This window comes from Enterobacillus tribolii (assembly GCF_003363015.1).
Classification (GTDB): Bacteria; Pseudomonadota; Gammaproteobacteria; order Enterobacterales; family Enterobacteriaceae; genus Enterobacillus; species Enterobacillus tribolii.
This window is the reverse complement of sequence record NZ_QRAP01000001.1, coordinates 791464-812386: the sequence shown is the minus strand read 5'-3', so window position 1 is coordinate 812386 and position 20923 is coordinate 791464. Positions and strand designations below refer to the sequence as shown.

21 protein-coding genes and 1 pseudogene are annotated in these 20923 nt (G+C 57.2%); 8 read left to right on the top strand and 14 right to left on the bottom strand.

From position 1 onward, the window contains the following. Positions 1-15 precede the first annotated feature (15 nt). Both C8D90_RS03585 and cls read right to left on the bottom strand, forming a co-directional pair. Positions 16-339, bottom strand: coding sequence for an HI1450 family dsDNA-mimic protein (locus C8D90_RS03585; RefSeq protein ID WP_115457017.1), 324 nt, complete (start codon positions 337-339; stop codon positions 16-18). 43 nt (positions 340-382) lie between these two features. Then, a complete protein-coding gene (cls, locus tag C8D90_RS03580) occupies positions 383-1843 on the bottom strand; it encodes a cardiolipin synthase (protein WP_115457016.1) in 1461 nt (486 codons plus the stop codon). A gap of 200 nt (positions 1844-2043) precedes the next feature. Between cls and C8D90_RS03575 the strand changes: the two genes are divergently transcribed. Beyond that, on the top strand, positions 2044-2220 hold the full coding sequence (locus tag C8D90_RS03575; RefSeq protein WP_147291314.1) for a YciY family protein: 177 nt from the start codon (positions 2044-2046) through the stop codon (positions 2218-2220). A 43-nt stretch (positions 2221-2263) separates the two neighbouring features. On the opposite strand, the gene C8D90_RS03570 is transcribed toward C8D90_RS03575, so the two are convergent. After that, a complete protein-coding gene (locus C8D90_RS03570; RefSeq protein ID WP_115457014.1) occupies positions 2264-2755 on the bottom strand; it encodes a Dps family protein in 492 nt (163 codons plus the stop codon). A 187-nt stretch (positions 2756-2942) separates the two neighbouring features. Between C8D90_RS03570 and C8D90_RS03565 the strand changes: the two genes are divergently transcribed. Then, positions 2943-3245: a hypothetical protein gene (locus tag C8D90_RS03565; protein ID WP_115457013.1), complete on the top strand. Its 303-nt coding sequence runs from the start codon at positions 2943-2945 to the stop codon at positions 3243-3245. A gap of 358 nt (positions 3246-3603) precedes the next feature. Continuing rightward, the gene (locus C8D90_RS03560) at positions 3604-3816 is read left to right on the top strand and encodes a hypothetical protein (RefSeq protein ID WP_115457012.1); all 213 of its coding nucleotides are present in this window, start codon (positions 3604-3606) and stop codon (positions 3814-3816) included. A gap of 41 nt (positions 3817-3857) precedes the next feature. Here the strand turns inward: C8D90_RS03560 and C8D90_RS03555 are convergent, their stop codons facing one another. Next, on the bottom strand, positions 3858-4154 hold the full coding sequence (locus C8D90_RS03555) for a YciI family protein (protein WP_115457011.1): 297 nt from the start codon (positions 4152-4154) through the stop codon (positions 3858-3860). Positions 4155-4472: 318 nt separating this feature from the next. On the opposite strand from C8D90_RS03555, the gene C8D90_RS03550 reads away from it, so the two are divergent. After that, entirely contained in the window at positions 4473-5228 is a 756-nt protein-coding gene (locus C8D90_RS03550; RefSeq protein WP_196238480.1) for a TonB family protein, read from the top strand. A gap of 70 nt (positions 5229-5298) precedes the next feature. On the opposite strand, the gene C8D90_RS03545 is transcribed toward C8D90_RS03550, so the two are convergent. The 6 genes and pseudogenes from C8D90_RS03545 to C8D90_RS03515 form a co-directional block, all read right to left on the bottom strand. Continuing rightward, positions 5299-5613: a BON domain-containing protein gene (locus tag C8D90_RS03545; RefSeq protein WP_115457009.1), complete on the bottom strand. Its 315-nt coding sequence runs from the start codon at positions 5611-5613 to the stop codon at positions 5299-5301. Positions 5614-5827: 214 nt separating this feature from the next. Beyond that, positions 5828-6631 (bottom strand): tryptophan synthase subunit alpha, encoded by an 804-nt coding sequence (trpA, locus tag C8D90_RS03540; protein ID WP_115457008.1) that lies wholly within the window; start codon positions 6629-6631, stop codon positions 5828-5830. Continuing rightward, positions 6631-7821 (bottom strand): tryptophan synthase subunit beta, encoded by a 1191-nt coding sequence (gene trpB, locus C8D90_RS03535; RefSeq protein ID WP_115457007.1) that lies wholly within the window; start codon positions 7819-7821, stop codon positions 6631-6633. The genes trpA and trpB overlap by 1 nt, the downstream gene beginning before the upstream one ends. A 27-nt stretch (positions 7822-7848) precedes the next feature. Continuing rightward, the gene (trpCF, locus tag C8D90_RS03530) at positions 7849-9210 is read right to left on the bottom strand and encodes a bifunctional indole-3-glycerol-phosphate synthase TrpC/phosphoribosylanthranilate isomerase TrpF (RefSeq protein ID WP_115457006.1); all 1362 of its coding nucleotides are present in this window, start codon (positions 9208-9210) and stop codon (positions 7849-7851) included. Positions 9211-9216: 6 nt separating this feature from the next. Further along, a pseudogene (gene trpD, locus C8D90_RS22210) lies at positions 9217-10811 on the bottom strand (bifunctional anthranilate synthase glutamate amidotransferase component TrpG/anthranilate phosphoribosyltransferase TrpD). Continuing rightward, complete coding sequence (locus C8D90_RS03515) at positions 10811-12373, bottom strand: anthranilate synthase component 1 (RefSeq protein ID WP_115457003.1); 1563 nt, start codon at positions 12371-12373, stop codon at positions 10811-10813. The pseudogene trpD and the gene C8D90_RS03515 overlap by 1 nt, the downstream one beginning before the upstream one ends. A 403-nt stretch (positions 12374-12776) precedes the next feature. Between C8D90_RS03515 and rnm the strand changes: the two genes are divergently transcribed. From rnm to C8D90_RS03500, 3 genes are read left to right on the top strand one after another with little or no spacing between them, the layout of a single operon-like run. Next, on the top strand, positions 12777-13649 hold the full coding sequence (gene rnm, locus C8D90_RS03510; RefSeq protein ID WP_115457263.1) for an RNase RNM: 873 nt from the start codon (positions 12777-12779) through the stop codon (positions 13647-13649). A gap of 14 nt (positions 13650-13663) precedes the next feature. Then, the gene (locus C8D90_RS03505) at positions 13664-14284 is read left to right on the top strand and encodes an L-threonylcarbamoyladenylate synthase (protein ID WP_115457002.1); all 621 of its coding nucleotides are present in this window, start codon (positions 13664-13666) and stop codon (positions 14282-14284) included. Between the two features lie 57 nt (positions 14285-14341). Then, a complete protein-coding gene (locus C8D90_RS03500) occupies positions 14342-14587 on the top strand; it encodes a DUF2766 family protein (RefSeq protein ID WP_115457262.1) in 246 nt (81 codons plus the stop codon). A gap of 45 nt (positions 14588-14632) precedes the next feature. Here the strand turns inward: C8D90_RS03500 and C8D90_RS03495 are convergent, their stop codons facing one another. Continuing rightward, entirely contained in the window at positions 14633-16606 is a 1974-nt protein-coding gene (locus tag C8D90_RS03495) for a glycoside hydrolase family 127 protein (RefSeq protein ID WP_115457001.1), read from the bottom strand. 16 nt (positions 16607-16622) lie between these two features. After that, positions 16623-18026: an MFS transporter gene (locus tag C8D90_RS03490; RefSeq protein WP_115457000.1), complete on the bottom strand. Its 1404-nt coding sequence runs from the start codon at positions 18024-18026 to the stop codon at positions 16623-16625. Between the two features lie 305 nt (positions 18027-18331). On the opposite strand from C8D90_RS03490, the gene C8D90_RS03485 reads away from it, so the two are divergent. Beyond that, on the top strand, positions 18332-19150 hold the full coding sequence (locus C8D90_RS03485) for a helix-turn-helix domain-containing protein (RefSeq protein WP_115456999.1): 819 nt from the start codon (positions 18332-18334) through the stop codon (positions 19148-19150). 208 nt (positions 19151-19358) lie between these two features. Here C8D90_RS03485 and C8D90_RS03480 read toward each other — a convergent pair whose 3' ends face one another. Both C8D90_RS03480 and C8D90_RS03475 read right to left on the bottom strand, forming a co-directional pair. Continuing rightward, complete coding sequence (locus C8D90_RS03480; RefSeq protein WP_115456998.1) at positions 19359-20057, bottom strand: amino acid ABC transporter permease; 699 nt, start codon at positions 20055-20057, stop codon at positions 19359-19361. A gap of 76 nt (positions 20058-20133) precedes the next feature. Further along, a complete protein-coding gene (locus C8D90_RS03475) occupies positions 20134-20904 on the bottom strand; it encodes an amino acid ABC transporter substrate-binding protein (RefSeq protein WP_115456997.1) in 771 nt (256 codons plus the stop codon). Between the last annotated feature and the right edge of the window lie 19 nt (positions 20905-20923).

The following is a 20923-nucleotide window of genomic DNA, read 5'->3' as shown; positions in this document are numbered from 1 at the left end:
ATCGCGGCCTTCAGATCATTCTTTCCACAAAATATGGCACTGCTTGTGATCTTTCTCGCGGCAGATCAGCACCCGGGCGAAAATATCGGTAATATCATCCGACTCGCCGTCGGTCAGACCGATAACCACTTCAGCATAAAAATCAGGATTCAGATCGAAATCGACGTGCTCTTCCCAATCTTCTGCGGGATCGAATAATTCCGCGGCGCCGCGTTCTTCAAACTGAAGGTTGAACAGAATGGTATCAGCAGGATCCAGGTTGTCGGCCGCCAGCTCTAAAAATATGTCGTACGCCTGTTCCAGCGTTTCGTCTTCGGTGAGGCGGTTATTTAAATCCATAACTTATATCCTGATGCAATGAAATAAAGGCAATGGCATGCTTTTACAGTAACGGGCTGAAAAAGTAAAACAGACGCTCAACGATTCGCTGCCAAAGCGGGCGTTGAAGCCATTTTTCTTGATCCAACAGGGTAGAACGGGCGATGTAGTCATCCTGCACGCAGGCCAGATCGGTCCCGAATCCGTCGTCGTCGATCACCAATGTGATCTCGAAATTGAGCCACAGGCTGCGCATATCCAGATTAACGGTGCCGACCAGGCTGAGCTGGCCGTCAACCAGTACGCTCTTGGTATGCAGCAGGCCGCCTTCGAACTGATAAACTTTCACGCCTGCTTCCAGCAATTCGGCGAAGAAGGAACGACTGGCCCAGCCGACCATCATCGAGTCGTTTTTCATCGGTACGATGATGGAGACGTCCACGCCGCGCAGTGCGGCGGTGCAAATCGCATGCAGCAGGTCATCGCTGGGCACGAAGTAAGGCGTGGTCATCACCAGTTGGTGACGGGCAGCATAGATCGCGGTCAGCAGCGCCTGGTGGATCATCTCCTCAGGGAAACCGGGGCCAGAGGCAATAACCTGAATAATATGGCCTGACTCCTGCTCGAAGGGCAGCACGCTGCACTCCGGCGCCGGCGGCAGAATACGCTTGCCGGTTTCGATCTCCCAGTCGCAGGAGTAAATAACGCCCATCGTCGTGGCGACCGGCCCTTCCATGCGCGCCATAACGTCAATCCATTGGCCCACGCCAGCGTTCTGCTTGAAGAAGCGCGGGTCAACCATGTTCATACTGCCGGTATAGGCGATAAAGTTATCGATCAGCACAACCTTACGGTGCTGGCGCAGATCCATGCGGCGCAGGAAAACACGGAACAGGTTGACCTTCAGCGCCTCCACGACTTCCACGCCGGCGTTGCGCATCATCGCCGGGTAGGGGCTGCGGAAAAAGGCCAGGCTGCCGGCAGAATCCAGCATCAGGCGGCAGTGAACGCCGCGCCGCGCCGCGGCCATCAGCGATTCCGCCACCTGGTCGGCCAGGCCGCCGGGCTGCCAGATATAGAACACCATCTCGACGTTATTGCGTGCCAGTTCAATGTCACGAATCATCGCCTTCATGGTGTCTTCAGTGGTGGTCAGCAGTTGGATCTGATTTCCCTTCACCCCGGCGATCCCCTGGCGGCGTTCACACAGCTGGAACAGCGGCGCGGCCACTTCGCTGGTGGTGTCGGCGAAAATGTGGTCACAGCCTTTCAGGTCGGCCAGCCAGCGCGCCGTTGAGGGCCACATCGCCTTGGCCCGTTCCGCCCGGCGTTTGCCCAGATGCAGCTCGCCGAAGGAAAGGTAAGCGATGATCCCCACCAGGGGCAGGATATAAATGATCAACAGCCAGGCCATGGCGGAGGGCACGGCGCGGCGTTTCATCAGGATGCGCAGGGTCACGCTGGCGATCAGTAACCAGTAACCGAAAATAACCAGCCAACTGAGCACGGTATAGAACGTCGTCATAAATGCGAAAATTCCTGTTCGCAGAACTGTCTCTGAGTGAGTTTACGCACAGAATTAGCAAAGGTGAAACCTTATTGATACGGAAAAGTAAATTTTATCAGCATGATGGCGGGCGCAAGCGCGGTTTCAGACGCAGAGAACGCTGCAACTCGTTTGGCAAAGGGTATATAATGCCGCCGCACTCCCGGAGGTAAGTCATTATGCGCCGTAGCAGAAATGAAGTAGGACGCTGGAGGATGTTGCGTCAGGTACACCGCCGCCGTATCAGCTGGCTGGAAGGCCAGTCCCGGCGGAATCGCCATATCTATTGTATTCGTCGGTTACACAAAGCGCAGCATCATCGCTCTTTGCTGTATTCCGTTGCATACAAATGGTGAAAAAACCCGCTCTGCGCTGATGCGGGAGCGGGCCAATGCATAATTACTTGCCCAGGTAAGCGTTGAGCATCCACACCTGTTTTTCCTGCTCTTTGATGTAATCGCTCATCAGAGAAGCTGTCCCTTCGTCGCCCGCTTCGCCGGCCAACTCCAGAATTTTACGTTGCTGCACCAGCAGGGTGGCGTAACCGGCCAGCAGGCCCGTCAGCGTGCTTTTGGCATCGGTGGCGTTGACGTGCTCTTTGATATCGGCCTCTTTCAGGTAGGCGCTAAAGGCATGGGTAGGCTGTGAACCCAGCGTCAGAACGCGTTCCGCCAGTTCATCAACCTTGGTCAGAAGATCGTTATACGTTTCTTCGAATTTGACGTGCAACTCAAAAAACTGCGGGCCGGTGATATTCCAGTGGTAGCCGCGGACGTTCATGTACAGAACCTGATAGTTAGCCAGAAGCGCGTTCAGGGCCTCCGCCAGCTTGGCGGACTGTTTACTGTCCAGGCCAATCTGGGTTTTTGCGGCTTTCTTCGCAGTTGCCATAATCTCATCTCCATACTATTCAGTTAATAACGGTTAGCAAAGTACCATAGGGTATCCGGCGGATAGGAGACGCACGTCACTATTGCCGGAAAAGATCGCCGGCGGCAGCGGGGAACGCACGGAATTCCCATCATCCCGGTGGTCTTTATTGATATTATTAGCAAAAATAAACAGGTGCGAGTTAATTATGAACGCTGTTGTGAGTCGGGCGGTAAGCGTGCTTCCGCTGATTATGCTGCTGGCTGGCTGCGCGCCGAAAGCGCCGGGCGGGTTTAGCCGTGTGGAAGTGGATGCGGAGTCAGCCTCCGTGCAATACCGTTATGACATTAAGACCGTTGAGCGGGCAGCGATGGATGCGGATGCACTGCTGTATTGCCAGGGGAAAGGCTACGATCGGGCCGATCCGCTTCCCGCCACGAAAGGCGCGATCTCCGGGACGGAGAAGCAGTGGTATAAATGTGAGTGGGGGGCTGCAACGCAGGCCCGGTAAGGGATAAGAGGATACTTAATTTCTTTCGGATTATTAGATTAAGCCCCGTAATCGCATATCTTATAAGCATTAATAATCATACGGTTGCGGTATCCAAGTATTCGGGGTAGACTGCGCAGCATCACGAAACGTGACAGAAAAGCGCATTTGGCACCATTGAAAAGAAGTCTCCATGTAGCCCCGCTAAGTGCGCTTCTCTGACACGTTTTTTGTCATGACCAGATATGGGTCTGATACAGAATAAGCCTGCCTGCGCAGGCTTTTTTTCGCCTTGATTTTGCTGGGCATTTTTCTCTCCGGCTGATAATGTGAATTCCGGATGTTTATCGTTCTGAATGAGCGCAGAGGGGGAAACACAATGCTACTGGATGATTATTACAGCAAACCTTCGGTGAAAGAGCGCCGCCGGCTTGCCGCAGTACAGGCTGCGTTGGAAATTGCGCGTGCTTCGGTATCGGCGACAACGGAAACCGACTCCGCAGAAAAAACCGCTAACGATCTGCGTCAGGTGGCGGAAACGATCGGCATTCTGGCGGATGCGATCCAGGCCGCGCTGGAAAAAACGGAATAGCTTTTGAGTGCCGGGGAAGGTGGTTTCCCCGGCATTTGCGATTAAAAAACCTGCTTGTACGGCATGACCGCGACGTCGCCGTAAACCCCGGCCGCAACGTATGGATCTTCTCCGGCCCAGCGTTGGGCCTGCTCCAGCGATTCAAACTCCGCAATCACCACAGAGCCGGTAAAGCCCGCTTCACCGGGGTCGTTGCTGTCTACGGCCGGCAGCGGCCCGGCGGTCAGCAAACGGCCCGCATCACGAAGCTGTTGCAGGCGGGCGAGATGCGCCGGACGCGCAGCCAGGCGGCTTTGCAATGTGCCGGGCAGGTCCTGCGCATAAATGACATAAAGCATGATTTCTTTCCTTATTATTGAACACCGTTTCCATTAAGGTATCTGCCAATGTCCTGCAGCGTCAATAAAGTAACGTTAATAAAATTAGGCTGTTATCAGAGCGTAAAATTACCCGCGCATTGTTGCTTTAATCAGCGGCTGATACCGCAGGGAGGCGCAACGGGTGCTTTTCAAGTTGCACATGATTGCTATTTGCATTTAAACTTGCGCCATCATTTTTAGCTCACTCAACATACGCCAAACTCGGTTGCTGATACTTTGTCACTGAAAAATTCATCTCTGCATAAATTCTTTCTGAACCGACGCTTGTCGTGGCCGATGACGTTATCTATCGGACTGCACTCGACGCTGGTCGCCGGGCTATTGTATGCATCGATGCGGGAAGTCGGTATCATGCCCGTCGTGGAGCCGGACCCGATCAACGTTGTCATGGTCAATCCGGCAATGTTTGCTTCGCCGCAGGCTGAAGCGCCGGCACAACCGGAAGCGCAGCCCGCGCCACCGCCCCCTCCGCCGCCGAAAGAAGAGCCAAAGCCCGAACCCAAGCCTGAGCCGAAACCCGAGCCAAAGCCGCAACCTAAGCCGAAGCCCGAGCCGGTGAAAAAAGAGGTTGTGAAGCCGAAGCCTGAGCCGAAACCCAAGCCGAAACCGGAACGGGTGCGTCAGGAACCGCCGCGTGAGCTCACACCGGAGAAAACGCAGCCGGATTCGCGCAGCCTGAACAGCACGACCACCACCGCTACGCCGCTTAGCCAGACCCGGAGCACGACGTCTACAACGTCGCCGGTGAGAAGCGCGGGTTCGCAGCGGCCGCAGGTGCTCAGGCAGGGTAAGCCGGGCTATCCGCCGCGGGCGTTCGCCCTGAAGCAGGAAGGGAAGGTTCGCGTAAGGTTTGATATCGACAGCGATGGCCGGGTAGACAACATTGAGATTATCTCCGCCGAGCCGCGTAACCTGTTTGAACGCGAAGTGCGCCAGGCGATGCGCCGCTGGCGATATCAAACAGGGAAACCGGTTAAGGGAATGACGATGAACTTTGAGTTTAAACTCACCGGTATCAGCACCAGCGAATAGATGAAATAAAAAGAAAACCCCACCCGCAGTTTGCGCCGCCGGTGGGGTTTTTTATTGCCGTCAGGTGTGATTACTTAATCCGCATATCGTTTTCTACCGCACGTACGCCGGCAACACCTTTGGTGATTTGCACCGCACGGTTGGCGTCAGACTGAGAGGAAACAAAACCGCTCAACTGAACGCGCCCTTTAAAGGTCTCTACGCTGATTTCGGTCGATTTCAGGTTTTTCTCCGCCAGCAGGGCGCTTTTCACTTTGGTGGTGACAACGGTATCGTCAATATAGCCGCCAGTACCTTCCTGCGTTTTCGTTGGAGCACAGCCGGATAATGCCAGCGCGACCACGGCGGCGGAACAGAATGCGCAGATTGCTTTAAACCATTTCATCTTATTTTTCTCTCCTTAATCGTTTGGTCGGAAACCGATAAAACCCAAACGTTGTGTATGATAATACCCGTTTAACGTCATGCCTGAATAAAGCAATAATCCGATATTAATATAATTCATTTTTTAAAGAGTGCGATATGGGTCGGAGCATAAAAAAATCCCCGCATATGATAAACATAGTGCGGGGATGCGGATGGCGGTGCGAGCCGGATGATTAGCGGGTGGCGTCCTTCATCGCCTTCACGAATTCAGCGAGTTTTGTCAGCATAACCTGCGGCTGCTGATGGTTCTGCTCGATGATTTTTACGATGGCGGAGCCGGAAATCGTACCGGCCGCGCCGGCGGCCAGCGCTTCTTTCACCTGAGCTGGTTCGGAAATCCCGAAGCCTTGCAGCGGGGGCGCAGCCTGATACTCTTTCAGCTTACTGACCAAATGATTCAGCGGCAGCTGCGCGCGGTTTTCCGTGCCGGTTACCCCGGCGCGCGACAGCAGGTAAGTATAGCCCTGACCATGCTGCGCCAGGTCGCGCAGCAGTGCATCGTCCGCGTTGGGCGGGCAGATGAAGATCGGTGCAATGCCGTGGCGCTGGGCGGCCTGGCGGAACGGCGCAGACTCTTCCAGCGGCACGTCGGCAACCAGTACGGAATCCACGCCGACGTCGGCGCAGCGTTGGTAGAAGTTGTCTATGCCGTTATGGAAAACCAGGTTAGCGTACATCAACAGGCCGATCGGAATCTGCGGGTGTTTGGCGCGGATCGCCGCCAGTATTTCGAAGCACTGTCCCGGATTCACCCCGGCGGCAAAGGCGCGCAGCGTGGCGTTCTGGATCGTCGGACCGTCGGCCAGCGGGTCGGAGAACGGAATCCCCAGCTCCAGGGCATCGGCGCCGGCGGCGATCAGGGTTTCGATTATTTCCAGCGACAGCGCCGGATTCGGATCGCCCAGGGTGACGAAAGGAACAAATGCGCCTTCCTTCTTGTCGCGCAGTTGATCAAAAAGTTGCTGATAACGTTCCATCACATTTCTCCCCGAGCCTTCAGAATGTCGTGAACGGTGAAGATGTCTTTATCACCGCGGCCTGACAAGTTAACCACCAGAATCTGTTCTTTATCCGGTTCCTGTTGAATCATTTTCAGCGCATGCGCCAGCGCGTGGGAGGATTCCAGCGCTGGAATGATCCCTTCTTTGTGTGACAGCGTCTTGAAGGCCTCAAGCGCCTCGTCGTCGGTGATCGACACGTAGTCTGCCCGGCCGATGCTGTTCAGATAAGCGTGCTGCGGCCCGACAGAAGGGAAGTCCAGCCCGGCGGAGACAGAGTATGACTCTTCGATCTGGCCGTCGGCAGTTTGCATCATCGGCGATTTCATACCGAAATAGATACCGACTTCGCCGTGTTTGAGCGGGGCGCCGTGCTGGCCGGTTTCAATACCCAGGCCGGCGGGTTCAATGCCGATCAGCTTCACCGACGGTTCGTCGATAAAATCGGCGAACATTCCGATGGAGTTGGAGCCGCCGCCGACGCATGCCAGCACGGCATCCGGCAGGCGGCCTTCAAATTCCAGCACCTGTTTTTTGGTTTCCTCGCCGATCATCCGCTGGAACTCGCGCACGATCGTGGGGAAAGGGTGCGGGCCGGCGGCGGTGCCGAGCAGGTAGTGCGCCCGCTCGTAACTGCCGGACCAGTCGCGCAGCGCTTCGTTACAGGCATCTTTCAGGGTGGCGGAACCGCTGTGCACCGGGATAACCTCGGCGCCCATCAGGCGCATGCGGAACACATTGGGTGACTGACGTTCAACGTCTTTGGCGCCCATATAAACGCGGCATTTCAGTCCCAGCATGGCGCAGGCCAGGGCGGTTGCCACGCCATGCTGACCGGCGCCGGTTTCGGCGATGATTTCCGTTTTCCCCATGCGCAGGGCAAGCAGCGCCTGGCCCAGCACCTGGTTGGTTTTATGCGCGCCGCCGTGCAGCAGATCTTCACGCTTCAGGTAAAGTTTGGTTTTGGTGCCGGCGGTCAGGTTACGGCACAGGGTCAATGCAGTCGGGCGTCCGGCATAGTTTTTCAGCAGGCCGGTGAACTGAGCCTGAAACTCCGGATCGCGCTGTGCGGCAACGAAGGCCTCTTCCAGCTGGCGCAGGGCCGGCATCAGAATCTGGGGGACGTACATCCCGCCAAATTCGCCGAAATAGGGATTAAGTAGAGTCATAGCATTACGTCCTGTCATTATCTGAAATTAGTATGCGCGCAGCGTCTTGAAGACCGCGTCAATTTGTTGGTGATCTTTTTGCCCCGGCGCGGTTTCCACGCCGGAGTTAAAATCCAGGCCGGCACAGCCCAGCGCGGCGGCGCTGGCGGCATTGGCGGCGCTCAGCCCGCCGGCCAGCAACACGTTGTCCAGCACGTTGCCCAGCAGGGCGGTCCAGTCGAAGCATTTGCCGGTGCCGCCTGCGCCGTTGTCCAGCACATAACGCTCGACGTGCATCAGATTGCGTGGCGGAATTTGTTCGCCTACGCTCAGCGCTTTCCAGATCTGGCAGGTCAGCGGCAACCGTTGGCGCAATTCGCTGATGTAAGCCTGTGATTCGTCGCCGTGCAGCTGTACGGCGCTCAGTCCGAGCCGTTCTGCTGCGAGAATCACGGTTTCCTGCTTGGCGTTGCGGAACACGCCGACGTACTTCAGCGGCGCGGCGGCGATCACCGCGCGGGCCTGCGAAATATCCACATAACGCGGCGAACTGCCGACGAAAATCAGCCCGCCGTAGACAGCGCCGGAACGATAAGCGGCGGCGGCGTCTTCGGGGCGGGTCAGTCCGCAGATTTTATTGTCGCCCAGCAGGACGCGGCGTACCGCCAGGCGGAGATCCGGTTCCGACATCAGGGCGCTGCCGATCAAAAAGCCGTTGGCGTACTGGCTCAGCTCGCGGGTCTGCGCGTAAGTGTGAATGCCGGACTCGCTGATAACCGTGACGCCCTGCGGCAGGCGCGGCGCCAGGCGGCGGGTGCGGTTCAGGTCGATGGAAAGATCGCGCAGGTCGCGGTTGTTGATGCCGACCACTTTTGCCTGCAATGCGATGGCGCGTTCCAGTTCCTCATCGTTGCTGACTTCGGTCAGCACGCCCATGTTCAGGCTGTGCGCCACTTCCGCCAGGTGGCGGTATTGCGCGTCGTCCAGCACGGACAGCATCAGCAGAATTGCGTCTGCCTGATAAAAACGCGCCAGGTAAATCTGGTATTCGCTGATGATGAAATCTTTGCACAGCACCGGCTGATGCACGGTTTGGCTGACCAGCGTCAGGTAGTCGTAGCTGCCCTGGAAATATTTCTCGTCGGTCAGCACCGAAATCGCGGAGGCAAAGTCACGATAAATGGTGGCAATGGCGACCGGATCAAAATCATCGCGGATTAATCCTTTGGATGGCGACGCCTTTTTGCATTCGAGAATGAACGCCGTGTTGTCGCCTCCCAGCGCCTGATAGAAGCTGCGGGTGCTGGGCGTGACCTGATCGCGGAAGCTTTCCAGCGGCTGACGCGCCTGGCGGTCGGCCACCCAAATCGCTTTATCACGGACGATTTTGGTCAATACAGTCTCTTGCATTTCTGTTTATCCCCTTGCAGCCAGTGCGGTTACTCTCTCGAAGGCTGTTCCGCTATGAATCGTGTCAATCGCCAACTGTGTGTTATGACGCAAATTTTCCTGGCCGAAGAGTTTCAGCAGCAGGGCTACGTTGGCGGCTACGGCAGCAACGTGTGCTGCTTCTCCTTTACCTTGTAATAAGCGGGCCAGAATGTCACGGTTTTCCTCCGGCGCGCCGCCGCGCAGGGTGTCCAGCGCATAGCTGTCGAGGCCGAAATCCTGCGGCGTCAGGCGGTAGGTTTCGATCTCGCCGTTACGCAACTCGGCAACGTCGGTCGGGGCGTGGATCGCCACTTCATCCATGCCGCCGCCGTGTACCACCGCGGCATGCTGATAACCGAGCACGCGCAGCGTTTTGGCGATCGGCTCTACCAGCTCCGGGCTGTAAACCCCAATCAGCGCCTTGGGCGGACGCGCCGGGTTAATCAGCGGCCCCAGCACGTTAAAGATGGTGCGGGTGCCAAGCTGTTTGCGCACCGGCATTGCGTGGCGGAAACCGGTGTGATACTGCGGCGCGAACAGGAAGCAAACGCCCAGGTCGTCCAGCGCGCGGCGTGAATCTTCCGGCGACATATCCAGACGGATACCGAACGCCTGCAACAGATCCGAGGAACCGGAACGGCTGGAAACGCTGCGGTTGCCGTGTTTGGCGACCCGTGCGCCGCTGGCCGCCGCCACGAAGGCGCTGGCGGTGGAAATGTTGATGCTGTTGGTGCCGTCGCCGCCGGTGCCGACGATATCGGCAAAGTCATAATCCGGGCGCGGGAACGGCTGCGCATTGGCGAGCAGCGCGCTGGCGGCTCCGGCGATTTCATCAGGGCTTTCGCCGCGCATTTTCATGCTGATCAGCGCCGCCGCCAGTTGGCTGTTTTCCAGTTCGCCGTGCATGATGGCGCTGAACAGAATCTGGCTCTCTTGCTGGCTCATGGCCTGGGCATTGTAAAGCTTGTTCAAAATCGGTTGCATGGTGTGTACTCCTCGTCTCACGCCAACGCCCAGTTCAGGGTCTGCTCAAGCAGACGCGCGCCCTGAGTGGTTAAAATTGATTCCGGGTGGAACTGAAAACCGCATACCCGATCGGCTTCGCTGCGTACCGCCATCACCATGTCGCGGAAGGTGGCGTTAACGGTCAGCGCATCGGGAATCTGGCTCCCGACCAGCGAGTGATAACGCGCCACCGGCAGCGGTGAAGGCAGGCCATGGAACATCGCTGCGCCATCATGCTCAATCAGCGAGGCTTTGCCGTGCAGAATTTCACCGGCCTGGCCGACGTAGCCGCCGTAAGCTTCCACGATGGCCTGATGACCGAGGCAGATGCCGATAATCGGCAACTGGCCGCGCAGCGCGCGCAGGAGCTCGGGCATACAGCCGGCCTGAGACGGCGCGCCCGGCCCCGGAGAAAGCATCAGCACCGGCTGGCTGAGGGTGCCGAGCTTGTCGATGATCGCGGCAGCCGGCAGCTGGTTACGGTAAATCAGCACCTGATGACCGCCGGCACGCAGTTGATCGACCAGGTTATAGGTAAAAGAGTCAACGTTATCGAGCAACAGGATGTTAGCCATCAGCACACCTCCGGCGCATTGTGCGCACTGGCGATAGCGCGCAGTACGGCCCGTGCTTTATTGCGGGTTTCATCCGCTTCGGACTGGGGAACGGAGTCCAGCACCACGCCGGCGCCGGCCTGCACGGTGGCGATGCCGTCTTCCACGTAGGCGGAGCGGATAACGATGCAGGTGTCCAGATCACCGTGCGCGGTGAAGTAGCCGACGGCGCCCCCGTAGCTGCCGCGCCGTGTGCCTTCTGCGTCGGCAATCAGTTGCATGGCGCGCACTTTTGGGGCGCCGCTGAGGGTCCCCATGTTCATGGTGGCCTGATAGGCATGCAGTACGTCGAGATCGGCGCGCAGCGTGCCGACCACGCGGGAAACCAGATGCATAACGAACGAGTAACGGTCGACTTTGGTCAGATCGGCAACGTAGCGTGAACCGGGTTCGCAGATGCGGGCCAGGTCATTGCGCGCCAGATCGACCAGCATCAGGTGCTCGGCCAGCTCTTTGTGATCGGTGCGCATGTCGAGTTCGATGCGGCTGTCCAGATCCCGGTTCAGGCTGCCGTCGGCGTTGCGGCCGCGCGGGCGGGTGCCGGCGATCGGGTAGATTTCGATTTGACGGTCAGTGGCATTATATTTCAGCGCGCTTTCCGGCGAGGCGCCGAACAGGGTGAAGTCGCGGTCCTGCATGTAAAACATGTACGGGCTGGGGTTGTTCAGCTTCAGCGTGCGGTAGGCGGCCAGCGGCGCGGGGCACGGCAGGCTGAAACGGCGCGACGGCACGACCTGGAAGATTTCACCCTGACGGATAGCCTGTTGCAGGGTGCTGACGACGTCGCCGTAGGCTTCGTCGCTGAGGTTGCACATCAGCGCCATCTCTTTGACCGGCGTGGTGGTCAGTTCCGGCGCCGGCTGGGCCATTTGTTGCTGTAATTGCTGCAGGCGCAGGGTCAGGCGCTGATGCTCTGCCGGATTGTCGCCGAAAACGGCGGCCTGGAGGCGGGCGCTGTGATGCTGGTGGTCAAGAACCAGCAGGGTTTCCGCCAGATAAAAACAGAAGTCCGGGCAGTTGTGCTCGCTGCGCACCGCGGGCAGGTCTTCGAAGCCGGCAACCAGATCGTAGGCAAACAGTCCGCCGAACAGCATGGCTTCGCGCTCGTTTTCCGGTACGCTGACCAGCGTCATCAGGATGCGCAGGGCGTCAAATACCGACAGGGACTTCAGCCGCGCGTCTTCATCCTGAAATGCATCAATCGGCGGGAAGTGCAGCGTACGCTGATTGGGGCTGATGAGGTTCTCTACGCCGGCGGGCAGGGCGTTGTCCAACAGCGCCAGCAATGCCATGCCGTTGTCGCTCAGGGCCTGAAGCGTTACCCGGCGGCCCAGGGCGGAGATGCGTAATGCGCTGTCAACGATCAGCAGGCTTTTCAGATCCTGCTTGCTGTCAATTTCGGCTGATTCCAGCAGCAGTGTTGCGGGGCGTGTGCCGCACACCTGATGGAACAAAGCGGTAGGGTTGTTGTGGTAAGCGGCTGGCGCCGTAATCAGTTGTAATGCAGGTTGCTCATTAATCATTTTATTCTTTTTCCGCTTGATGCTTTATTCCGGTGGTTGAGCGGACGTTTTTTAGCCATAAAAAAACCCGCTTTAAGCGGGCGGTGCTGATGAAGGACCGATATGCGTCATCACGCCGCCCGAACAGGGAGTGAGCTATGCCACCAGATTGCATTTACGGTCATTACGGATACGGACATCATCTTCACCTCTGATTCATTACCACTTAACGTTGCGTTTGGTCGTTTTGTTCTCTCCGACCTTTCGTACTAGTAAACTAGTTTGGTGGTTGTGTGTCAAGAGGGGAATACAGAGAAAATTCATCTATTTTTCCGGGAGAGATTCGGGTTACTGATTTGTGATCATAGGCAATGCATGCGTATGATAGACCTTACGATCATGACGGAGCGCTATCTTGGCCGAAATACTTCCAGAAGAATTACCGGAGCTATACGACTTACATAGCCATACCACGGCTTCAGACGGTCTGTTAACGCCCGCGCAGCTGGTTTTGCGCGCCGCGGAGATGAAGGTGACTACGCTGGCGATTACCGATCACGATACCGTGGACGGGCTGGCGGAGGCGCAGAAAACCATTGATGACGCGTCGTTGCCGCTGACGCTGATCGCGGGCATTGAGATTTCCACCCTGTGGGAAAATCACGAGATCCACATCGTCGGCCTGAATGTCGATGCTAACGCACCGGCGCTGAGCCAGCTTATTGAGGTGCAGAAGGCGCGGCGTCAGGCGCGGGCACGGGAAATCGCCCACCGGCTAGAGAAAGCGCGTATTCCCGGCGCCTGGGAAGGGGTCAACCGCATTGCCGGCGGGGCGGAAGTGACCCGCGGCCATTTTGCCCGTTACCTGGTGGAGCAGGGATATGCCGTCTCAACGGCGAACGTGTTTAAACACTTTCTGGCAAAAGGGAAAACCGGCTATGTCCCGCCGCAGTGGTGTACAATTGAAGAAGCGGTTTCAGTTATCCATCAGGCCGGCGGCCGGGCGGTGCTGGCGCACCCCGGACGTTACCGGCTGAGCACGAAATGGCTCAAGCGTCTGCTGACGCTGTTCAAGGCGTGCGGCGGCAATGCGATGGAGGTTGCGCAATGCCAGCAGGCGCCGGGCGAACGTGAGCGCCTTGCCGCGTATGCCGTACAGTTTGAACTGCAGGCATCGCAGGGTTCCGATTTCCATCAGCCCGTACAGTGGGTTGAGCTAGGGCGCAAGCTGTGGCTTCCCGACGGCCTTGAACCGGTCTGGCTCGGCTGGAATGCAGCGCGGCCTGATTCTGAATAATAACGAGGAAGATAATGGGGCAATTTTTTTATATTCATCCTGACAACCCGCAGCCGCGGCTGATTAATCAGTCCGTTGACGTGTTGCGTAAGGGCGGGGTGATCGTCTATCCCACCGATTCCGGCTATGCGTTGGGCTGCATGCTGGAAGAGAAAAACGCGATGGAGCGTATCTGCCGCATCCGTCAGCTCGACAGCAACCACAATTTCACCCTGGTGTGCCGTGATCTGTCTGAAATCTCGTCTTATGCTTTCGTGGACAACGCTGCGTTTCGCCTTATCAAGAACAACACGCCGGGAAACTACACCTTTATCCTGAAGGCGACCAAAGAGGTGCCGCGCCGCCTGATGAGCGAAAAGCGTAAGACCATCGGCCTGCGCGTACCGTCGAACCCGATAGCGCTGGCGCTGCTTGAAGCGTTGGGCGAACCGCTGATGTCCACGACCCTGATGCTGCCGGGCAACGACTTTGCCGAATCCGATCCGGATGAAATCAAAGAGCACCTGGGCAAGCAGGTTGACCTGATTATTCATGGCGGATTCCTCGGCCAGCAGCCCACCACGGTTATCGACCTGACGGAAGAGAGCCCGCAGGTGGTGCGCGTCGGCGCCGGCGATCCGAAGCCTTTCGAATAAAGAGCGGCTGAAAAAGCGATGACTGATAAAAACCTCGTTGATAAAGAAGGAAAGCGCATGTCTCAGATGCTGACTGAGAGCGAAGAACTGGCCTCTGATCTGGTGGCCTGCCAACTGGTGATAAAGCAGATTCTGGACGTGATTGACGTAATCGCGCCGACGGAGGTGCGCGATAAGATGGCGCATCAGCTGAAAAGCATTGACTTCGACAAACCGGGGATCGATCAGGTTACCCGTCGCGGCGTGCAGAAGGCGATAGCGTTGATTGAACTCAAGTTTTCCCAGCAGGATGTGCAGCATTAATCCGCATACGGCGCCCGTCGGGCGCCGTTTCTTATCGTGACGTTGTCACCGAATTTCGTTTAACCAGATACGCATTTCTCCCTCGCCGCGATTGGCCCAGCAGAACCACGGAATCAGCGTGAGTTTTTGCGGCGCCGCATCAGGCATTCCCGGCATGTCATAGCGGTAGAGCGGCGCGTTACGCGCATTTTCGCTGCTGATGCGTTGCACCGGGGTTTGCAGCAGCAAGCTTCCCTTCAGGACGCCTGCGCCTTCAATCACCCGGAATTCCGCCCGTGGGTCCAGCCAGAGATTGTGCAGTGCGCTGCCGTTGTCCGCCTCTTCCGCGCAGTAAACCAGCGGGCCGCGCTGGATGGCGACTTTACCGGCGATATGGCGCAGTAAAGGGTTGCCATAGACGCGCCGGACCGGCATCGGTAAATTAATCGTGACACTGTCACCATCTGACCATAACCGGCTGATGTGGAAATAGCCGCGTTTTACTTCCCCGGCACACGGTTTGCCATTAAGCAACACGACCGGGTCTTCGCACCATTCCGGCAGGCGCAGCGCCAGCGTTTGCTGAACGGGCTGCGCCGTTTTGACCGCGATTGTGACTTCGCCGTGCCATGGGTAGTTGCCGCTGATGCTCAGCGTCAGGCCATCCGGCAACTGCGTGGTATTGCCGACGTACAGGTTAACGTACAGCGCATCTTCACGCCGGGTGTAGATATAGTGCCCGAGCGAGGTCAGGATGCGGGCGATATTGGGCGGGCAGCAGGCGCAGCCGAACCAGCGTTGCCGCACCGGTTTAACGTGATCGTAAATATGGTTGAACGGAATGCTGCGCGGATGCACTTCCAGCGGGTTTACGTAGAAGAAGTGCCTGCCGTCCAGCGCCATGCCGCCCAGCACCGTATTGTACAGCGCGCGCTCCATGGCGTCGGCGTAGCGGGCGTCGCCTTCGAGTTGCAGCATGCGGTTGGCGAACATCATCAGGCCGATGGAGGCGCAGCTTTCCGCGTAGACGGTATCGTTGGGCAGATCGTATTCCGATGTGAAAGCCTCGCCGCTGCTTTGTGCGCCGATACCGCCGGTAATGTACATCTGGCGGTTCACCATATCGTCCCACAGGCGGCGGCAGGTTTTATGCAACTCCGCGTCGTGGTTCAGCCGGGCGAGGTGGGCGGCGCCGCTTAACAGGTAGACGAAACGCACCGCGTGACCGATGGCGCTTTGTTGCAACGCCAGCGGCAGATGAGCCTGGCTGTAGGCTTTGTCTTTCACCATCCAGGCCGGGCCGTGGGTCGGCCAGTAGGCGGTGCGGCCGCGCTTTTCATATTCGGCGTCGTAATAATGGGGCTGTTTGCCGCGTTCGCTGATGAAATAATTCACCAGCGCCATATAACGCGGGTTGCGGGTCACTTCATACAGCCGCATCAGGGCCAGCTCGATTTCCGGATGACCGGGGTAACCATGCAGTTGGTGTTCTGCGGGGCCGAATACGTCGTCGATGTGATCGGCCAACCGGCATACGACGTCCAGCAGGTTGCGTTTTCCGGTGGCGCAGAACCAGGCGACGCCGGCTTCAATCATGTGCCCGGCGCAGTACAGCTCGTGGCATTCGGCCAGGTTGGTCCAGCGCTCCTGCGGCGCCTTTACCGTAAAGTAGGTGTTCAGGTAGCCATCTTCGCACTGTGCTGCCGCAATCAGGGCGATAACCTCATCGGCGCGTTGTTCCAGTTCGGGATCGGGCCGCTGGCACAGCGAGCCGGCCACGGCCTCCAGCCATTTGGCGACGTCGCTGTCCTGAAAAATCATGCCGTAGAATTCGCCCTGTTGCTGACCGGCGGCAATGCGGAAATTTTCGATGGCGTGACTTGGCTCGGTGTCTTCCAGACGATCGTTGAGCGCGTCCCACTGATAAGGGATCACGACGTCGCGCACCAGGCGCTGATATTGCCCCAGAAACGGATCGTTGATATTTACCCGGTGTAAATCCAACTCCTGAACGGGGTCAGCGGTAGCTAAAACGGTCATTGAGGGTCTCCTGATATTAACGATTCTGATGACGATCGCGCAGATCGGCAGCAATGCGCGCCATCATGGCATTGTCGAGGCGGCAATAACGGATGGCGAACGCCAGGGCCAGATGGAACAGGGCCGGCAGCAGGGACTCCATCGATTTGATCCCCGCCAATGAGGCCGGCGTTTGATTTTCCATACCGGGTTGGTAAGCCACCCAGATAAACACCAGGCTGATGATGCCCGCGCTAGAGGCCCAGGCCAGCTTGATGAAAAACAGGTTGAAGGCGAAATTCATGCCGGAAGAACGGACGCCGGTTTTCCATTCGCCGTAGTCGTCGGCGAATGCCATGATGGCGAAGTGCAGCGGCAGGGTGAAACCAAGAATGATGCCGTTGCCCAGGATGACGGCCAGCCACAGCGTCTGCCAGCCGGGGCCGGTGGGCAGAAACCACATGCCGGCGGCCAGTGCGGCCAGCACCAGGTTGGTGATGCAATAGAGGCGTGAGGCGTCAATGCGGCGTGATATCGGATTAACGATGATGGCGCCCACTATGGCGGCCAGCGTCACCATGGTGAAAAACAGCGAGGTGTAACCGGTGCCGCCCTGCAGCGCATAGGTAATGAAGTACATATAACCGCCGCCGCGCAGGTTGAACACGTTAATCAGCAGGAACGACATCACCAGCATCAGGAGCAGTTGATCGTTGCGGCGTAATCCGGCGAGGTGTTCACGCAGGGTGAATTTTCCCATTGCGGTGAGGGAGATACGCTCCCGAACCCAGAAAAAGCAGCACAGGAACATCACCACCGCGAGCGCGCACAGCAGGCCGACGCCGGTTTGATAGCCGAGCGCCGCGTCGCCCTGGCCGAAGCGCGCGACCAGCCAGGGCAGCCCGACGGAAACCAGGAAGCCGGCCCCGCCGCACAGCACAAAACGCCAGGACTGACAGGCGATCACCTCATCATGGCGGGTCGTCATAGTGTTGATCAGGGCGCAATAGGGCACGTTGATGGCGGTATAGCTGATCGACAGCAGGAAGTAGGTGACGAACGCCCACAAAATCTTCATGTTCATGCTGACGTCCGGCACGGTAAACGTCAGTACGCCGATGATGCCGATCGGGAACGCGATCCACAGCTGCCACGGGCGGAAGCGCCCCCAGCGGCTGTTGGTGCGGTCTGCCAGGATGCCCATCAGCGGATCGGAAATCGCATCGACGATGCGCAGGGCGATAAACAACGTGCCGACCAGCGCCGGCGTCAGGCCGAAGACGTCGGTATAAAAGAAGGTCAGAAAGTTCATGATGAGGCAGGTGATCACCGTGCCTCCCGCGTCACCCAAGCCGTAACCGACTTTTTCTTTAATCGTCAGGCCCGGAACGGTGCTCGGATTAACGCGTTCCGTCTGCTGCTCAAGGAGAGAGGTACTCATAGTGATTCCTTGTTTTTAGCGACATATTCCCGTCGTGTTTCGCGTTGTGGCCAGGTGCGGATGACTCAGGGAAAAAGAGCGCCGGGAATGGCATCTGGGCCGGTTCCGGCGGGCGGTTAGGGTGTCGACGGAGGTAATTTGTCACAGACGCCGGAGAGCAACAAGATAAGGAAAAAGCATAAAAAAGGGGGTAATTCCGACTTATGGCGTGAAATGTGAGTTGGATCAATGGTGGAAAATTCAGCAATGCATCATGTGCAGTAAACGTACTACCATGACGTCTCGTTTCCGGGCAGAGGGGCGTCATGATCACCATTGATATTGATTTACCGCTGAAGGTACAAAACGGCGGATTGTTTATTTCGCGCGGCATTGGCCTGCATCCGGAGCGTGTTCTGGATTCCTGGGAGCTGATTTTCGTTGAGAAAGGCGTTTTATCCATACGTGAGGAGGGGCGTGATTTTCATGTCCGCGCCGGCGAATCCCTGCTGCTTTATCCTCATCGTCACCACATCGGAATAGAAACATTTCCGACTGACCTGCGTTTTTACTGGATTCACTTTGAATGGAATCATCCGCCGGCAGAAGGAGGTCATGTCTCGCGTCTTTCTCTGCCGCAGTACCGGAAAGTCCATGATGGGAACTACATCGTCAGCCTGTTCCGCCAGTTTCTGAACGAGCAGGAGAATAACGTGCGTCCGCCGGTGCTGGAGCTGATCCTGTTACTGATTTTGCAGCGGCTGTCTGACGCGTTTCCCGATGAAGATCAAATCAGCGACGGCGGCATGGCGTTGGCCTATAAGGCGCGCCAGTTGATCCGCACGCGCTTTCATCAGTCACTCAGCACCGCGGCGATTGCGGCGCAACTGCACTGTAATCCGGATTATCTGGGGAGGGTCTACCGTAAAACGTTCGCGATGACGTTAACGCAGGCGATCCACCGGCAGCGCATTGGTCACGCGGAAAAGTTGCTGATTAACGATGCCTGCCCGTTGCGTGAGGTCGCGTTGCGCTGCGGCTTTAGCGACGTCGGGTATTTTCGTGAGATTTTTCGCCAGCTTACGGGAATGACGCCCTCGGCGTATAAGCGTCGCTATTGTAAAGAGCACATCAATTCGGACTGAAATCAGGGAAAAAGACGGGCGGGAAGTTGATCTTTCTCACAATACAAAGAAAACAAATTGTTAATAAAATGTATTGTGATATTCTAACTTTGTTGAATAACTTCGACATAGAGTTTCTCATTGCATTTGCACCCGCTCATCGTAGCGGGTTTTTTCTTTTCTGCGCCGGGAGAAGATGCCCCTGAAAAGCGTCAGGGACATCAACCGGTTACTCGTAACGACGGTAGTAAACTTCCAGGCGGGTTTGCAGTTTGCTCAGTACGGTGCTGAACAGCAGGTAAATCAGCGCGGCTTCAACGTAGAGCACCAAAGGCTCATAGGTCACGGAAACGATACGTTGCGCTGCCAGGAACATCTCCGGCACCGTGATGACTGCCGCCAGCGAGGTATCTTTGATTAATGAAATGAATGAGTTGGAGAGCGGCGGCAGGGAAACGAAAACCGACTGCGGCAGGATCACCCGGCGCATCGCCTGGGAACTGCTCATGCCGATGGAGTAGGCGGCTTCCCACTGACCTTTCGGGACGGACATAATCGCGCCGCGAATAATTTCCGATGTATAGGCGCCCACGCTGACGGTAAAACCAATCAACGCGGCGGGGAAGGCGTCCAGCGTAATTCCTGCGCTGGGCAGGCCGTAAAAAATCAGGAACAGCTGCACCAGCAGCGGCGTACCGCGGATCACCCAAACGTAAAAATCGAACAGCCACTTGACGGGCTTCGGCGCATACAGGCGCGCCAGCGCGGTGATAAACCCGACGATCAGCCCGCCGATGAACGACAGGATCGCCAGCGGCACGGTAAAGGTCAATCCGGCGGAGAACAGGCTCCAGAACGAATCGATCATCAGTTGGAGCCAGGGAATACCGGCGGCGTAGTCGAGGGGATGCTGTAGCCAAAGAGGCATTGGTGCTTACTCCTGATAAAACATAAGCCTGCCCCGGCGTTACCGGGGCAGGCTCTCTAACTGAAAAACAAGGCTGTTACTTGGAAACGTCCTGACCGAAGTAGCGGACGGAAATTTCTTTGTATGTCCCGTCGGCTTTAATCTCATTCAGCGCTTTGTTCAGGGCGCTGACCAGCGCCGGCTGATCTTTACGCACCAGAATCGCGGAGTTTTCCGTGTTCTCATCGGCGGCCACCACTTTTACCTTGGCGTCCGGCTTGTGCTTCTTAAAGTCGAGGAAGGAGAGGTTATCATTCAACGTTGCCGCAGCGCGACCACTTAATACCAAATCCAGCGATTGGTTAAACCCATCGGTCGGTACCAGATCGGCGCCGTATTTGGTCGCCAGCTTAGAATAGTTGCTGGTCAGGCTCTGGGCGGACTTCTGGCCTTTCAGATCGGCGAAGCTTTTAATCGTGTCGTTATCATTACGGACGATCAGTACGGCTTTGGAACCAATATAAGGCTCGGAAAAATCGAATTTGGCCTTACGCTCGTCGGTAATGCCGACCTGGTTGATGACGGCGTCGTAACGTTTGGCGCTCAGCCCGGCGATCAGGCCGTCCCAGCGGCCTTCGATGAACTCGGCTTTCACACCCATTTTTTCTGCGACGGCGCGGGCGACATCAACGTCAAACCCAACCAGTTTGCCGCTCTGATCATGATAGGTATAAGGCGCGTAGGTGCCTTCCGTTCCGAATTTTATGACGCCGTCAGACTTGATGGCCGCAAAATCATCCGCCGCCTGAACCAGTGCGGTGGTGGCGAACAGGGAAGTGGCGAGCAGCGCTAAGGTGATTTTTTTCATAGGTATCCCAGTGTCTTAC

Excerpts from the sequence above, each read along its gene's own strand:
- C8D90_RS03560 (WP_115457012.1), top strand. The coding sequence starts at position 3,604 with ATGCTACTGGATGATTATTACAGCAAACCTTCGGTGAAAGAGCGCCGC.
- trpB (WP_115457007.1), bottom strand. The coding sequence starts at position 7,821 with ATGACTCTACTTAATCCCTATTTCGGCGAATTTGGCGGGATGTACGTC.
- C8D90_RS03480 (WP_115456998.1), bottom strand. The coding sequence starts at position 20,057 with ATGCCTCTTTGGCTACAGCATCCCCTCGACTACGCCGCCGGTATTCCC.
- C8D90_RS03570 (WP_115457014.1), bottom strand. The coding sequence starts at position 2,755 with ATGGCAACTGCGAAGAAAGCCGCAAAAACCCAGATTGGCCTGGACAGT.
- C8D90_RS03505 (WP_115457002.1), top strand. The coding sequence starts at position 13,664 with ATGGGGCAATTTTTTTATATTCATCCTGACAACCCGCAGCCGCGGCTG.
- C8D90_RS03575 (WP_147291314.1), top strand. The coding sequence starts at position 2,044 with ATGCGCCGTAGCAGAAATGAAGTAGGACGCTGGAGGATGTTGCGTCAG.
- C8D90_RS03545 (WP_115457009.1), bottom strand. The coding sequence starts at position 5,613 with ATGAAATGGTTTAAAGCAATCTGCGCATTCTGTTCCGCCGCCGTGGTC.
- C8D90_RS03490 (WP_115457000.1), bottom strand. The coding sequence starts at position 18,026 with ATGAGTACCTCTCTCCTTGAGCAGCAGACGGAACGCGTTAATCCGAGC.
- C8D90_RS03475 (WP_115456997.1), bottom strand. The coding sequence starts at position 20,904 with ATGAAAAAAATCACCTTAGCGCTGCTCGCCACTTCCCTGTTCGCCACC.
- C8D90_RS03585 (WP_115457017.1), bottom strand. The coding sequence starts at position 339 with ATGGATTTAAATAACCGCCTCACCGAAGACGAAACGCTGGAACAGGCG.
- C8D90_RS03565 (WP_115457013.1), top strand. The coding sequence starts at position 2,943 with ATGAACGCTGTTGTGAGTCGGGCGGTAAGCGTGCTTCCGCTGATTATG.
- C8D90_RS03515 (WP_115457003.1), bottom strand. The coding sequence starts at position 12,373 with ATGATTAATGAGCAACCTGCATTACAACTGATTACGGCGCCAGCCGCT.
- C8D90_RS03550 (WP_196238480.1), top strand. The coding sequence starts at position 4,473 with ATGACGTTATCTATCGGACTGCACTCGACGCTGGTCGCCGGGCTATTG.
- trpCF (WP_115457006.1), bottom strand. The coding sequence starts at position 9,210 with ATGCAAGAGACTGTATTGACCAAAATCGTCCGTGATAAAGCGATTTGG.
- C8D90_RS03485 (WP_115456999.1), top strand. The coding sequence starts at position 18,332 with ATGATCACCATTGATATTGATTTACCGCTGAAGGTACAAAACGGCGGA.
- cls (WP_115457016.1), bottom strand. The coding sequence starts at position 1,843 with ATGACGACGTTCTATACCGTGCTCAGTTGGCTGGTTATTTTCGGTTAC.
- trpA (WP_115457008.1), bottom strand. The coding sequence starts at position 6,631 with ATGGAACGTTATCAGCAACTTTTTGATCAACTGCGCGACAAGAAGGAA.
- C8D90_RS03495 (WP_115457001.1), bottom strand. The coding sequence starts at position 16,606 with ATGACCGTTTTAGCTACCGCTGACCCCGTTCAGGAGTTGGATTTACAC.
- C8D90_RS03555 (WP_115457011.1), bottom strand. The coding sequence starts at position 4,154 with ATGCTTTATGTCATTTATGCGCAGGACCTGCCCGGCACATTGCAAAGC.
- C8D90_RS03500 (WP_115457262.1), top strand. The coding sequence starts at position 14,342 with ATGTCTCAGATGCTGACTGAGAGCGAAGAACTGGCCTCTGATCTGGTG.